Source organism: Lysinibacillus sp. LZ02, from assembly GCF_050613145.1.
In the GTDB taxonomy this organism is placed as follows: Bacteria; Bacillota; Bacilli; order Bacillales_A; family Planococcaceae; genus Lysinibacillus_B.
Genome location: NZ_CP192507.1, coordinates 2,677,746 through 2,691,072, shown reverse-complemented (window position 1 = coordinate 2,691,072; position 13,327 = coordinate 2,677,746). Strand labels below are relative to the sequence as shown.

Annotated in this window: 12 protein-coding genes; 9 read left to right on the top strand and 3 right to left on the bottom strand. The window is 38.5% G+C overall.

Translation table 11 applies throughout. The annotated features are described in order from the left end of the window. The first annotated feature begins 186 nt into the window (after nt 1–186). From lepA to ACQQ2I_RS13165, 9 genes are all read left to right on the top strand, one after another. Nucleotides 187–2,013 carry a translation elongation factor 4 gene (gene lepA / locus ACQQ2I_RS13205; protein ID WP_431027257.1) on the top strand — a complete coding sequence of 609 codons (1,827 nt, stop codon included), beginning with the start codon at nt 187–189 and terminating at the stop codon, nt 2,011–2,013. 1,401 nt (nt 2,014–3,414) lie between these two features. Further along, nucleotides 3,415–4,452 (top strand): PAS domain-containing sensor histidine kinase, encoded by a 1,038-nt coding sequence (locus ACQQ2I_RS13200; RefSeq protein ID WP_431027256.1) that lies wholly within the window; start codon nt 3,415–3,417, stop codon nt 4,450–4,452. Next, nucleotides 4,449–5,090 (top strand): response regulator, encoded by a 642-nt coding sequence (locus ACQQ2I_RS13195; RefSeq protein WP_431027255.1) that lies wholly within the window; start codon nt 4,449–4,451, stop codon nt 5,088–5,090. The genes ACQQ2I_RS13200 and ACQQ2I_RS13195 overlap by 4 nt, the downstream gene beginning before the upstream one ends. Before the next feature lie 192 nt (nt 5,091–5,282). Beyond that, on the top strand, nt 5,283–5,579 hold the full coding sequence (locus ACQQ2I_RS13190) for a rhodanese-like domain-containing protein (RefSeq protein ID WP_431030517.1): 297 nt from the start codon (nt 5,283–5,285) through the stop codon (nt 5,577–5,579). An 83-nt stretch (nt 5,580–5,662) separates the two neighbouring features. After that, nucleotides 5,663–6,364, top strand: coding sequence for a DsbA family oxidoreductase (locus ACQQ2I_RS13185; RefSeq protein WP_431027254.1), 702 nt, complete (start codon nt 5,663–5,665; stop codon nt 6,362–6,364). A 17-nt stretch (nt 6,365–6,381) separates the two neighbouring features. After that, entirely contained in the window at nt 6,382–8,073 is a 1,692-nt protein-coding gene (locus ACQQ2I_RS13180) for an FAD-dependent oxidoreductase (protein WP_431027253.1), read from the top strand. Nucleotides 8,074–8,294: 221 nt separating this feature from the next. After that, nucleotides 8,295–8,888: a TlpA family protein disulfide reductase gene (locus ACQQ2I_RS13175; protein WP_431027252.1), complete on the top strand. Its 594-nt coding sequence runs from the start codon at nt 8,295–8,297 to the stop codon at nt 8,886–8,888. A gap of 117 nt (nt 8,889–9,005) precedes the next feature. After that, nucleotides 9,006–9,494: a GNAT family N-acetyltransferase gene (locus ACQQ2I_RS13170; protein ID WP_431027251.1), complete on the top strand. Its 489-nt coding sequence runs from the start codon at nt 9,006–9,008 to the stop codon at nt 9,492–9,494. Nucleotides 9,495–9,566: 72 nt separating this feature from the next. After that, on the top strand, nt 9,567–9,815 hold the full coding sequence (locus ACQQ2I_RS13165) for a hypothetical protein (protein ID WP_431027250.1): 249 nt from the start codon (nt 9,567–9,569) through the stop codon (nt 9,813–9,815). Between the two features lie 71 nt (nt 9,816–9,886). Here the strand turns inward: ACQQ2I_RS13165 and ACQQ2I_RS13160 are convergent, their stop codons facing one another. The 3 genes from ACQQ2I_RS13160 to ACQQ2I_RS13150 form a co-directional block, all read right to left on the bottom strand. After that, nucleotides 9,887–10,924 (bottom strand): phosphotransferase family protein, encoded by a 1,038-nt coding sequence (locus ACQQ2I_RS13160; protein ID WP_431027249.1) that lies wholly within the window; start codon nt 10,922–10,924, stop codon nt 9,887–9,889. Next, entirely contained in the window at nt 10,921–11,658 is a 738-nt protein-coding gene (locus tag ACQQ2I_RS13155) for a 2-phosphosulfolactate phosphatase (RefSeq protein WP_431027248.1), read from the bottom strand. The genes ACQQ2I_RS13160 and ACQQ2I_RS13155 overlap by 4 nt, the downstream gene beginning before the upstream one ends. 69 nt (nt 11,659–11,727) lie before the next feature. Next, nucleotides 11,728–13,326 (bottom strand): class I adenylate-forming enzyme family protein, encoded by a 1,599-nt coding sequence (locus ACQQ2I_RS13150; protein ID WP_431027247.1) that lies wholly within the window; start codon nt 13,324–13,326, stop codon nt 11,728–11,730. Between the last annotated feature and the right edge of the window lies 1 nt (nt 13,327).

Below are 13,327 nucleotides of genomic sequence, written 5' to 3'. Positions count from 1 at the left end.
AGTTTAAATTCGTTCAGCCAAATGTTCACTGAGACAGCAGTGAAACGTAGAGCCTTTTAGCTCTTTTGGTGAGTTTAAGTACTTGCTGAATGAAGAGGGCGCCTCTGGTAATCGGTTTAGCGTGTTGGAAGCAGCAGCTAGACGACTTATGCCGAGGCGGAATTGATATAGGAGTGGAACAAATACATGAACCGAGAAGAACGTTTAAAGCGTCAAGAGAATATCCGTAATTTCTCTATTATTGCGCATATTGACCACGGGAAGTCAACATTAGCTGACCGTATTTTAGAATCAACAAAATCCGTTACACAGCGTGAAATGAAATCACAATTGCTCGATTCCATGGACTTAGAGCGTGAACGTGGGATCACGATCAAATTAAATGCTGTACAACTAAAATATACGGCAAAAGACGGGGAAACTTATACGTTCCACTTAATCGACACACCAGGACACGTCGATTTTACGTATGAAGTATCGCGTTCATTAGCTGCTTGTGAAGGGGCTATTTTAGTTGTTGACGCTGCACAAGGCATTGAAGCGCAAACATTAGCGAACGTCTACTTAGCACTTGATAATGACCTTGAAATTTTACCAGTTATTAACAAAATCGACTTACCAGCAGCAGATCCAGAGCGCGTACGTCAAGAGGTGGAAGATGTTATTGGGTTAGATGCATCAGAAGCGGTGCTTGCCTCTGCCAAAGCTGGTATTGGGATTCAAGACATTTTAGAGCAAATCGTAGAAAAAGTCCCTGCGCCAACGGGAGACCCAGATGAGCCACTACAAGCGCTGATTTTCGACTCTGTGTACGATGCGTATAAAGGGGTTATTATTTCGATTCGTATTATGAACGGTACAGTGAAGCCGGGCGATAAAATTAAAATGATGGCAACGGGTGCTGAGTTTGATGTAATCGAAGTGGGGATCCACACACCAAAAGCTACGCCGCAAAACGAGTTAACAGTTGGGGACGTAGGGTACTTAACAGCATCGATTAAAAACGTAGCGGATACACGTGTGGGTGATACAGTGACGTCTGCTGTAAAGCCAGCTACAGAGCCGCTACCAGGTTATCGTAAATTAAACCCAATGGTATACTGCGGTCTATATCCAATTGATACAGCAAAGTACAATGATTTACGTGAAGCGTTAGAAAAGCTAGAGTTAAATGACTCCGCGCTACAATTTGAGCCTGAAACGTCTCAAGCGCTAGGCTTTGGTTTCCGTTGTGGTTTCTTAGGTTTACTGCACATGGAAATCATCCAAGAGCGTATCGAGCGTGAGTTTAATATTGATTTAATTACAACGGCACCATCGGTAATTTACGAGGTGCATATGACAGATGGTAGCTCGATTAAAATCGATAACCCGTCGATGATGCCAGACCCACAAAAGATTGATCGTATTGAAGAGCCATACGTAAAAGCAACGATTATGGTGCCAAACGATTATGTTGGTGCAGTTATGGAGCTTTGCCAGCTGAAGCGCGGTAACTTCATGGGCATGGATTATATTGATACAACACGTGTAAGCATTCAATATGAAATTCCATTAGCGGAAATCGTGTATGATTTCTTTGATATTTTAAAATCAAATACAAAGGGCTATGCTTCATTTGATTATGAATTAATCGGCTACAAGCCATCAAAGCTTGTGAAGATGGATATTTTACTAAACGGTGAAACAGTCGATGCACTAAGCTTCATCGTGCACCGTGACTTCGGATACGAGCGCGGTAAAGTCATTGTAGAAAAACTAAAAGAGCTAATCCCTCGTCAACAATTCGAGGTACCAGTGCAAGCAGCAATCGGTCAAAAAATTATTGCTCGCTCAACAATTAAATCAATTGGTAAAAACGTATTAGCAAAATGTTACGGCGGTGACATTTCACGTAAACGTAAATTACTTGAAAAGCAAAAAGCCGGTAAAAAGCGCATGAAGCAAGTCGGATCGGTAGAGGTTCCGCAAGAAGCGTTTATGGCTGTATTGAAGATGGATGATACGAAGTAAATTTGAGCATAGAGTATTGCAATGGTGCAATGCTCTATGTTTTTTTTGTGTTAACTTTTGAAAATAACTTGAACTGGGAAAACATAAAATGATTTTCAGCTAAAATAAAAAGCCTGTTTTTGCGATTTGGCGAAATCGATATACAACATATTTAAAAATAAGTGCCAAAGTAGGTCTAATTACCTTATTTGGCGCTTGTTTTAGATTAAGTTGTATGTCAAAGTCGGTGAGTGGAGATTTTTGTGTTTTTTATGTGGGGGGAAATATTTTTTAATGAAAAATATTGAGTTGTAATTGAAATTTGTTGTGAACGATAGGAATATATTATTTTTTGGGCAGCTGTATGAAAATATATGTACAGGCCGTTTGTATTGGCGACTTATTTTGAGAGAAAAAGGTTTGATTATGTTCGTTTTTTATCTGAATCGGAGGCGTATTCGTACAATTTTCGCCCTTTACAGTAAAAAACTTTTATTAAATTTATGTTTTATTTGTTCCAGAAGTTCTGTATATTGAGCCTATTTTTTAATGAAAATGTGCATTTTTTGGGTTAAAATCCATGTAGGAATAGTTGATATGATAGTTTTTAGATATAGGTTTTTATCTAAACCTAGAGAATTAAAAAAAATTTTTACAAGCTTTACACACAACAGAGAACATGATTTTCCCTAATCAAGTAAACATTCCCTTTGTCCCTATAAGTCTTCTTTCAACTTTTTCAAACGTAAAAATGGCGCATACTAGGCGAGTAGCTAGCAATCATCGGTATAGGTAGCTGAAAATATTGATAAAAGTTACGGGCTATACAAATTGAAGTAAAGAACATTTATTATGATGGGCTATCGAGCAAGATTCACACACATTTGGGCCTAAAAAATAGAGTGTTTTAGAAAGGCATGTCTTCCCGAAAAGAGGTGGAGACATGTCTTTCTTACGTGGTTGTCTATATAAAGCTATACTACCAAGAATTAGGTTCGTCCTTTTGACATGAATCTATTTTGTGAAACGGCATAATCAGCAAGTAAAGAATCCTCGTTGATTGAACTAGGAATAGTCGAGTGTAGCTGCCAGTTGTGGCTAACCGGAAAGCCCTTAGTAGGAACGGACATGAACGATTTTCAGGATGATTTGTTGTTTATATTAAGTACACATAAAATTAAGGAAATTTTGTAAATTAATTATAAAATTTGTTATATTATACATAGCGCGATGAAGGATAATAGATTCCTATTTCTATTTGTTTTAACTTATTCTCCTATATAAGTAGTGAAATGAGTGTGTTTTTAAATTGTTCATCCGTTGTTCCAACACACGCTCCTGTGTCGCCAATAAATTCGCTGAAAAGAAGTGTAAGTCTCTGGCGGACACCATGAAGCCGGGGGGGAATTGATGGTGAGGTGAATGATGATGCTACCAATAATTCAATATGAATATTTAAAGCAGATTTATGAGCACATGCAAGATGGCATAATCATTATGAAGGAATCGAGAGAAATTATTATGCTAAATCCAGCGGCGAAAAAGTTAACAGGCTGGCAAATCGGGGAGGATGTCCCGTATTGCTCTTTTTGTATGACACGGAACAACCGTGTAGAAAAGCCTTCTTGTTATTTAATCGCAAATAATGAGGTGCCTGCATTTTTATCGCAAATGCCGACATATCATGGCAAGGAAATTGATGTAGAAATGAGCACAGCGGTCATTTATCCAAATAGCGAAACGGGAGAAACCGAATATTTATTAGTGCTACGGGATCATGCAGTGAGGCAGCAGGCACATGAGGCAGCGCTTAATAAAAAGAGGATAGGCGAGCTGATAGAGGCGAAAGAATCTGAACATAAGCGGCTCGCGCAGGAATTACATGACGGTGTAGGTCAATCCTTGTTTTCCATGTCTGTGGCACTGGATGCCATTGAATCATACGTCCATGAGAATGAAAAGCTGACGAATTATATTGGTGAAGTGAGGCAGGAGCTTCAAAAAGTAATGGGCGACGTAAATGCCTATGCCCATCAATTAAGACCGCATAGTTTGGACCAGCTAGGGCTAAAAGCAACACTCGAAATATTAATTGAAAAAATCCAAAAAAATGTACCGGAACTTTTCATTGAACTAACAACACAAGGACTTGATCGCTGTGATCCCGCTGTTGAAATTAACCTTTATCGCATCGCACAAGAGGCGCTGCATAATATTACGAAATATGCCAAAGCATCTGTTGTGAAAATCCATATTTTAAAAAATAATAAACAAATTTGCATGAAAATCGAGGATGATGGTATCGGGTTTGACCGCAAGCATTTGCGTAGTGAAGGGCTTGGACTGAAGCATATAGAGGAAAGGGTCAATCAACTAAATGGGACATGTGTGATTCAATCAGCAATGAATCAAGGGACTAGTATTGATATAGTCATTCCACGATGGAGGCCAAATACATGATGAAAGTATTACTTGTAGATGACCATGTGTTAATTCGAAAAGGGATTACGTTATTACTTGAGCAGTATCATAATATTGAAGTGGTTGGAGAGGCAAGTGATGGTGAAGAGTGTTTTCAGCTCATTTATCAAATGAAGCCTGATGTGATTTTGCTCGATATTTCGATTCCAAATGGCATGGATGGATTGGCGGTTACGCAAAAAGTGAAAAAGGATTTTCCAACCATAAAAATTGTCATACTGACGATGCATAATGAAATAGCGTATGTACAAAGGGCAATTGATATGGATGCAGATGGTTATATATTAAAAAATAGTAAGGGCAATCAAGTGTATGAAGCAATTCGGGCTGTTTATGGCGGAAGGACATACTATGATGTCGGGATTCCTGAGGAGCAATTAGAGAAGTTATTTAAGAGAAAAGGTAAAAATAATGCGGATATTTTATCAAACCGCGAGCAGGAAATTGTTCGTTTAACGATTTTAGGTTATACGAATTTACAAATTGCCGATAAGCTATTCATTAGTTCAAAAACGGTTGAAAATCATAAGTCGAATATTATGCAAAAGCTCAACTTAAAAAGTAAGGCTGAACTCATTCAATATGGGATTACAAATAAATACATCCTGTATTCCTAGGTTTACATTTTGTTCTCAAGAAAAAATGAAAAGTTAAAGCAGTTGACAATATACCTAATGGGGTATATATTGGATATAAATAAAGATAGTCAGCCGATTGTAAACTTACTCGGCTATATATTTTTACTTAAAATAATACCCATAGAGGTAAATTTATAGCTTGAAATAACATGATGATGAGGAGAGAACATGATGAAAGAAATTACAACAACAGAAGTACAGCAACGCCTAGAAGCAGGAGAACAGTTAAATTTAATCGATGTACGTGAAGTAGCAGAAGTGCAAGCGGGTCATATTCCGGGTATTGTGAATATCCCATTAGGTTTATTAGAGTTTCGCATGCATGAATTAGACAAAAATACACCGTACATTATGGTTTGTCGCTCAAGTGCACGTAGCGGCCAAGCAACAGCCTTCTTAGAAGCGCAAGGCTATGACGTAGCTAATATGGTTGGGGGCATGCTTGCTTGGGAAGGGCAAGTAGAATAAAGTTTTATACCTATAGGGGTAAAAGTGAGCTAAATATAGGCTTTGAAAATAGATTGTTTATTGTAAGAGGAGAATGAATGAGTATGAGTATTAAAATTGAAATTTTTTCAGATTTCGCTTGCCCGTTTTGTTATATTGGCAAAAAGCGTTTAGAACAAGCAATAGAAGAACTAGGATTTGAAAAGGAAGTGGATATTGAGTATAAAACATACTTATTAGATCCTGAGGCTTCGAAAGAGGAGACAAAACCGTTTTATGAAGCGATGATGGAGAAATATGAATCTTCACGTGAAGATGTAGAGTTAATGGCATCCTCTATCCAACAGCGAGCAAATGAAGTTGGGTTAACATACGACTTTGAAAAAATGCAAATTGGGAATACTGAAAATGCGCACCGTCTAGCAAAATGGGCACGTCAGTTTAACAAGGAAGCAGCATGGATCGACGCTGTGATGGATCGCTATTTTACAAAAGGGTTAAATGTAAATGATTCGGAAGCATTACTTACGATTGTAGAAGCGATTGGCTTACCGAAAGAAGAAGCGAAAGCAGTGCTTGAAAGTGAGCAATATGCAGAAGACATTGCAAAAGATCGCTATGAAATCCAGCAACTTAATGTGACGAGCGTTCCGTTTTTCGTATTTGAAAATAAATACGGTATTATCGGAGCTGAGCCAATCGAAGTGTTTACAAAAACATTAAAGCAGGCAAAAGAAGTAGCAGCTCAAAAATTAAACATTGCTGGCGGCACAGATGTTTGCGGTCCAGATGGTTGTAAATTATAAATTAAGGGGGAAGTAAGATGAAGAAAATCGTAGTTATTGGGGGCGTAGCAGGGGGAGCATCTGCTGCAGCACGTATTCGTCGTTTAGATGAACAAGCAAATATTGTGATGTTTGAAAAAGGTCCACATGTATCTTTCTCAAACTGTTCATTACCATATCATTTAAGCGGTATTGTTGAAAATAGTAACCGTTTAGTACTCATGAATCCAGAATCATTTGAAGCAAAATATAATATTGATGCACGTGTTGAAAGTGAAGTTGTGAAAATTAACCGCGCTGACAAAACAGTGACAGTCAAAAATTTAGCAACAAATGAAACATACGACGAAAGCTACGATGAACTGATTCTTTCTCCTGGTGCAAGTCCAATTGTGCCGAAATTAGCAGGTGTAGACTTACCGCATGTATTTACGGTACGTAATGTGGTCGATATTGAACGTTTACAGCAAGCGATTGTCGAAAAAGAGGCAAAAAATATTGCGGTCATCGGTGGTGGCTTCATCGGTGTCGAGGTGGCAGAAAACTTAAGACTTGCAGGTCGTGGTGTCACACTCGTCGAATTTGCGCCACAAATTTTAACACCATTTGATGACGATATGGTACAAATCTTGCATAAAGAAATGGTGGATCATGGGGTCGAGTTAATTGTTAACGACGGCTTAGCGAAAATCACAGAAACAAGCATTGCGTTAAACTCGGGCAAAGAAGTTGAGGCAGATATTGTTGTTTTAGCTATCGGTGTTCGTCCAGAAACAACGCTAGCAAGTGAAGCAAGTCTTACAATTGGTGAAACAGGTGCGATTAAAGTAAATCAGTTCTACCAAACATCAGACCGACATATTTATGCAGTGGGCGATGCGATTGAAGTGTATCACCGCATCATGCATAAACCAACTCGTTTAGCCCTTGCTGGTCCAGCACAGCGCCAAGCACGTGCTGTTGCCGATCACATTTACGGTATCCCGACGACAAATAAAGGGGTTATTGGTTCATCCAGTATTCAAGTGTTTGACTACGCAGCGGCAGCAACAGGCTTAAATGAGCGCACAGCGAAACAAATGGGCCTAAATGTAGATGCAGTTTATATCATTGCACCAGACAAAGTAAGCTTAATGCCATCGAGCAATGTGTTACATTTTAAATTGATTTATGAAGTACCGACAGGATGTATCGTTGGTGCACAAGCGATTGGTAAAGGGAACGCGGATAAACGTGTCGATGTCATTGCGACTTTAATTACGATGAATGGCACAATCGAGGACTTAAAGGAGCTAGAGCTTTCCTATTCACCGATGTTTAGTACAGCAAAAGATGTGGTGAATCTCGCTGCACTTGTGGCTACAAATATTATGCAAGGTCGATTCAAGCAAGTACGTGTCAGCGATGTACGTGATTTAGTAGAACAAGGTGCTGTCATTATTGACGTACGTGAGGAAAATGAATTTGCAGCGGGTCATGTAAAAGGAGCTAAAAACATTCCGTTAAGTCAGTTCCGTGAACGGATGGATGAAATTCCAAAAGACGTGCCCGTATATGTACATTGCCGTTCCGCACAACGCAGTTATAATGCAGTGATGGCATTAGAAAACAGTGGCTATGACCATGTATTTAATATTTCAGGATCATTCTTAGGCATTTCTTTATACGAATACTATAAAGACCAAAAAGAAAATCGCGAACCAATCGTTACAACATATAACTTTAAATAATAAATGTGGCAGGAATAGCATATTGCTTTTCCTGCCATTTTAATAAGTAAACAAAAGGGTAAGGCACAAGCTCAATTAGATTGAGCTGTGCTTTTCTAAAAGGGGACATATCCAGTTATTAGCCATTACGTACAGTATTATTCATTTTTCATCATTATATTTTTATATTAATACAATTTTCACAATGAATCGTTAAGCTATAAAATAAGGGAGGGAAGTAAATGAAAAAAAATATACTAGGGCTACTCATTGTATCGTTACTTTTAGTTTTTGTAGCGGTCAATTTGTTAACAGGCAATGAAGCGGCACCGGCATCTTCACTTGAAATCCAACAAGCCGAAAGTAAAGTAGAAGAAGAGACGGTAAAAGTAAATACAGAGGTCAATGCCGAAATACCGTATGCGAAAGATTTTACCTTATCCAATTTGCAAGGTGAGGAAGTTAGTTTGTCTGATTATAAAGGACAAATTGTCATTTTAAACTTTTGGGCAACATGGTGTCCGCCATGTAAAGAAGAAATGCCACATATGCAAAGTTTTTATGAAAAACAGGATGATATCGAAATAGTAGCCGTCAATTTAACGAGTATGGACGTTGGCTTAGAGAAAGTGAAGCAATTTGTAGATGACTATGGACTCACTTTCCCCGTTTTATTAGATGAAGAGGATATCGTCGGTCAGCAATATGGCATTATCACTATCCCAACGACGTATATTATCGATCAAGAAGGAAGGGTATTCCAAGAAATTGTTGGCGCTGTCGATGAACAGATGTTAGAAGAAATGATCAATGCATTAAAAAGCTATGATGAATAATCAATCGTGAAAGGTCTGAATTTGCCTGTTGATGGTCAAATTCAGACCTATTTACGTGATTTCTATATAATAGAAGAAATGTTGTGAAATTTTTACAACATAATAAGGAGGGAGCGAATGCCGATCATTATTAGAACAATGCAATCCACAGATGTTGAGGCGGTAGAACAAGTGGCAATTAACAGCTGGCATGCAACATATGAAGGGATCATTCCGAAACAGATTCAAGATAACTTTTTAGCAATGGCTTACAACAAAAAGATGCTACAGAAACGCCTTGAACAAACACCTTTCTATGTTGCAGAAGAGAATGGTAAAATTATAGGCTTTGCTAATTTTTCAAATGTCAAAGACCAGGGTGAGGTGGAGCTTGCGGCTATTTATTTACTACCCGAAGCTCAATGTAAAGGAGTCGGCTCAAAGCTATTAACGTTTGGGATTAAGCAATTATTACCTAAGGCAGTCTACATCAATGTTGAATCAGACAACCAAGTAGGTAAGCAATTTTACCTCGCTAGAAACTTTAAAATAATCGATGAATTTGAAGAAGATTTTGATGGGTATTTATTACAAACAACGAGAATGGTTTTAGAAGTGTTACGCTAACAGCACCAGAGTTTTATTGTATGCATATGATGTGTTTAAGTTGGTCTTATTTTGGATATGGAGGATTTGCTGATGAAAAACGATAAAGACTCTAGTTTAAATAACCAAATCCTTAGTGCAGAAAGCCAAGCAGCTAGACTCGATATTATTGCTAGTACCATTGTCATATTCGGTGAATCATTAGCAACGATAGCAGCTGTACTGGCATTAGAAGAGGAAGAGCAGAGAAGGGTAAACAGTAATAATGATCTTGAGACGATCAAAAAGCAGTTAGATTATTTGACCTATGAAATGAAGCAAATTAAAAAGAGGTTGAGATAATTGTGCCGGGGAAGTACCGGGTACGTACCACCGTGGTGCCAGGGAAGTACCGGGTACGTACCAGTCATCTTTTATAAAACTTGTCTTTCTTTTGCTAAATAGGCCATTTCAATTAAATTAGCAACAGCAGTATTTAAATGGGTGAAACGATCATCCTTTAAAGAACCATTTCTCCAACGATAATAAATTTGCTGTAAAATAACAGCTAATTTATAAAATCCAAAACTTAAATAATAATGCATGTTACTTACATCTCGCTTGCTCGCTGTAGCATATGCTTCTACCAATTCACGACGAGAATAAAATCCTGGCTGATTAGTCACAACATGAATGCCTAAGTCGGGGTCTTCTTTTTGTCCCCAATAAGCAACGGCAGATCCGAAGTCACTAAGAGGGTCGCCGATGGTCGCTAGTTCCCAATCTAAAACCCCTGTCACACGTACGGGTGCATCTGCTGCTAAAATGACATTGTTTAATTTGAAATCATTATGAATGATTGTCGTTTCTGTTGTAGTAGGCATGTATTTTATTAGCCAATTTTCCACTTCTTTTATAGCTGGGATATGGTCTGTTGCGCTTAATTCGTATCGTTTTATCCAGCCTGTTACTTGCCGCTCTAAAAAGCCTTCAGGGCGACCAATTGTATCTAATCCTGCTTGTAGATAGTCTACTTGTTGTAATGAGACAAGCGTATCAATAAGACTTTGTGATATTTCTTTTTCAATGGATTGAACTCCTTCAATAAAAGGAATTTTATCATCGACGACGATTCCTTGTTTTTTCTCCATAATATAAAAATGCTTCTCCATCATATCGTCGCCTTCAGAGAAAAGTAGAGCTTTTGGTGCTAATTGAAAATGCGGATGCAATTTTTCAAGAATCGTATATTCTCGCTTCATATCGTGGGCTTTTTTAGGTACTTCACCATATGGGGGACGACGTAATACACCTTCCCATTCCCCGATTTTGACTAAAAACGTTAAGTTAGAATAGCCTTCAGAAAATTGTTCTACAATCATTTTTTCATCATCTAATTGGAGGGAGGTTTTAATAAAGTGTTCAAGCGCTTCCCAATTGATAAATCCATTTTTCGTATTAGCTGATGTCATGATATCCACTCCGTTCTACGAGTAATAATTTGCTCATCTTCAAATACTGCTACAATATCGGTTGATTCAATTGTATCAATGACAAAAGAGACGGCATCATCCATTTGCAAATGCTTTAATAATTGCACAGTTTCTGTATGGAGAAGGGGTTCGAAATGCTTAAGTTTCACTCCAGCATATAAAGAGCACGCAGCATAGGCAGCGTCGGATAGTTCATAATTTCCTAATTGAAGAAGGTACGAGATAATTTGACCAGCACCTACACAATCTTCTAGTGAAAATCGTCCGTTATTGCCGGAAGCGATAATGACGATGGAACGCTCTGTTTCTTCCTCATGGAGTGCTTTTGCGATAGCATGGCCGTTTGCTAAGGAAGAGATATAAAGTTGCGCGGCATATTTTGCTTTTTGAATCGCCCGCGTACCGTTAGTTGAACAAATAATGGCTTGTGTTCGTCCAAGTTGAGTAGTAATGAGTGTAGGATCTGGGTACATAAAGTTGTCAATAGCCAATCCGGCAGACTCCCCAATCAGCAGTACAGGTTCCGTCAAATTTTCACTTAATTGCTGTGCGATTTCTGCATTTTCGACAGCTAATACAGGTGCAATGTCGTGTGCCAACAGCGTAGTAATGGTTGTCGTCGCTAAAAATACATCTACTACAACTGCACTGCATTGAATGAGACGGCTAGGTTCAACTAATTCTTTATTAAAAATAACATGTATCTTTCTCATCAGTATCCGTCCTTTATATTCAACATAAGAAAGCTGTTTCCCCCAATACAAAACATTTGTTACTGTGCACTAACCAAACTGCGCCTTTAATTCGTGTTTTAAAATTTTTCCTGATGCCGTTTTAGGTAGTTCGTGAACAAATTCGAAGCGCTCAGGAATTTTAAATTTAGCTAAACGTTCATCACAGTATTGCTGCAATTCAGCTATATTCGATGAATTGAAATCGTTCGATACAATAATCGCCTTTACCTTTTCTCCGTAAATGGCATCAGGGTAGGGGATAACAGCCGCTTCGACTACGTTTGGGTGTCCTTTCAACACATCTTCCACTTCAATCGAGAAGATTTTTTCACCCCCACGATTAATCATATCTTTCATGCGGTCTAATATATAAATAAGCCCTTCTTCATCTCTTTTTGCCATATCTCCAGACAGCCAAAATCCATCTTGGAAGGAGGTTGCATTTGCTGTTTCATTGTCCCAATATTCCCCAATTACCATAGGCCCTTTAATCCATAGCTGTCCAACTTCATGGACACCTACTTCTCGTCCTTCCGTATCCATGATTTTTACTTGTGCATTTTTTACAGGGAAACCAACAGCGGATGCTTTTGCCATTGATAAATCCGCAGGGGCTACGGTCGTTGGTGAAGTGGTTTCCGTCGCACCATACACATTGTGGAATGCAGCATGAGTAAAAATCGTTTTTAATTGTTCTAACGTTTGGCGGTAAATAGGCGAGCCACCGTAACCTACTACTTTCACAAAATCTAAGTTTTGTTCCTTTAATAAAGGGCTTGTCCCCATCATTAAAAAGATTGTAGGTACATTAATGACAAAATTCACCTCGTGCTGTACGATATGGCGAATATATTCTTCGTTTTGATATTGACGTAAAATGACCGTTGCCCCGCCCACATAGACCATGTGTAAAAACTGCGCAGCTAAGCCTGTAATATGAAATAGCGGTACAGCAACGAGAGTCCGACTATGGTCATCTGAACCTAAATGATAGTGGTAGTGCATAACGGTATGAATAATATTAATGTGACTGATTAAAGCTCCTTTTGGTACCCCGGTTGTCCCTGATGTATAGCATAAAAATGCACCGTCCGTTTCAGCGATTTCATGTACTACATATTCACCTTGATATTCGAGCAGCGAAGATAAGCCAGCTTCAGGTGCATCAGCGTCAATGTAGATAATATTTTGCAAATAAAGTAGTGCTTCTGCATCGATAAGCGGTATTTTTTCCACAGTTTCCGTTAAATCCGCTTCCGCAATAACAGCTTTCGGCTTAGAATGTGTCAAAATATAGGATAATTCCTGTGCTTTTAGTTTTGTATTTACAGGTACCATAATGGCCCCGATTTTTAAGCAAGCGATTGTGAGTGCAGCGAAAGCAGGGATATTACCAAGAAGGGAGAAGACCCGATCTCCTTTTTGAATATCAAACTGCTGTTGTAAGTTGTAAGCAATCGTTGATGAGATATCATCTAATTGCTTGTAAGTCCAACAAAGATTTTGATAAATAATGGCTTCTTTAGATGAAAAGGTAGAAACAACCTCTTCTATAATTTCACGAAAGGACTGTGGGCGATGTGTAAAAACGCTTACATGATCTCGCCCAAATAGCGTAACGGATTCAATTTCTGGAATGAATTTCATG

Excerpts from the sequence above, each read along its gene's own strand:
- lepA (WP_431027257.1), top strand. The coding sequence starts at position 187 with ATGAACCGAGAAGAACGTTTAAAGCGTCAAGAGAATATCCGTAATTTC.
- ACQQ2I_RS13200 (WP_431027256.1), top strand. The coding sequence starts at position 3,415 with ATGATGATGCTACCAATAATTCAATATGAATATTTAAAGCAGATTTAT.
- ACQQ2I_RS13195 (WP_431027255.1), top strand. The coding sequence starts at position 4,449 with ATGATGAAAGTATTACTTGTAGATGACCATGTGTTAATTCGAAAAGGG.
- ACQQ2I_RS13190 (WP_431030517.1), top strand. The coding sequence starts at position 5,283 with ATGAAAGAAATTACAACAACAGAAGTACAGCAACGCCTAGAAGCAGGA.
- ACQQ2I_RS13185 (WP_431027254.1), top strand. The coding sequence starts at position 5,663 with ATGAGTATTAAAATTGAAATTTTTTCAGATTTCGCTTGCCCGTTTTGT.
- ACQQ2I_RS13180 (WP_431027253.1), top strand. The coding sequence starts at position 6,382 with ATGAAGAAAATCGTAGTTATTGGGGGCGTAGCAGGGGGAGCATCTGCT.
- ACQQ2I_RS13175 (WP_431027252.1), top strand. The coding sequence starts at position 8,295 with ATGAAAAAAAATATACTAGGGCTACTCATTGTATCGTTACTTTTAGTT.
- ACQQ2I_RS13170 (WP_431027251.1), top strand. The coding sequence starts at position 9,006 with ATGCCGATCATTATTAGAACAATGCAATCCACAGATGTTGAGGCGGTA.
- ACQQ2I_RS13165 (WP_431027250.1), top strand. The coding sequence starts at position 9,567 with ATGAAAAACGATAAAGACTCTAGTTTAAATAACCAAATCCTTAGTGCA.
- ACQQ2I_RS13160 (WP_431027249.1), bottom strand. The coding sequence starts at position 10,924 with ATGACATCAGCTAATACGAAAAATGGATTTATCAATTGGGAAGCGCTT.
- ACQQ2I_RS13155 (WP_431027248.1), bottom strand. The coding sequence starts at position 11,658 with ATGAGAAAGATACATGTTATTTTTAATAAAGAATTAGTTGAACCTAGC.
- ACQQ2I_RS13150 (WP_431027247.1), bottom strand. The coding sequence starts at position 13,326 with ATGAAATTCATTCCAGAAATTGAATCCGTTACGCTATTTGGGCGAGAT.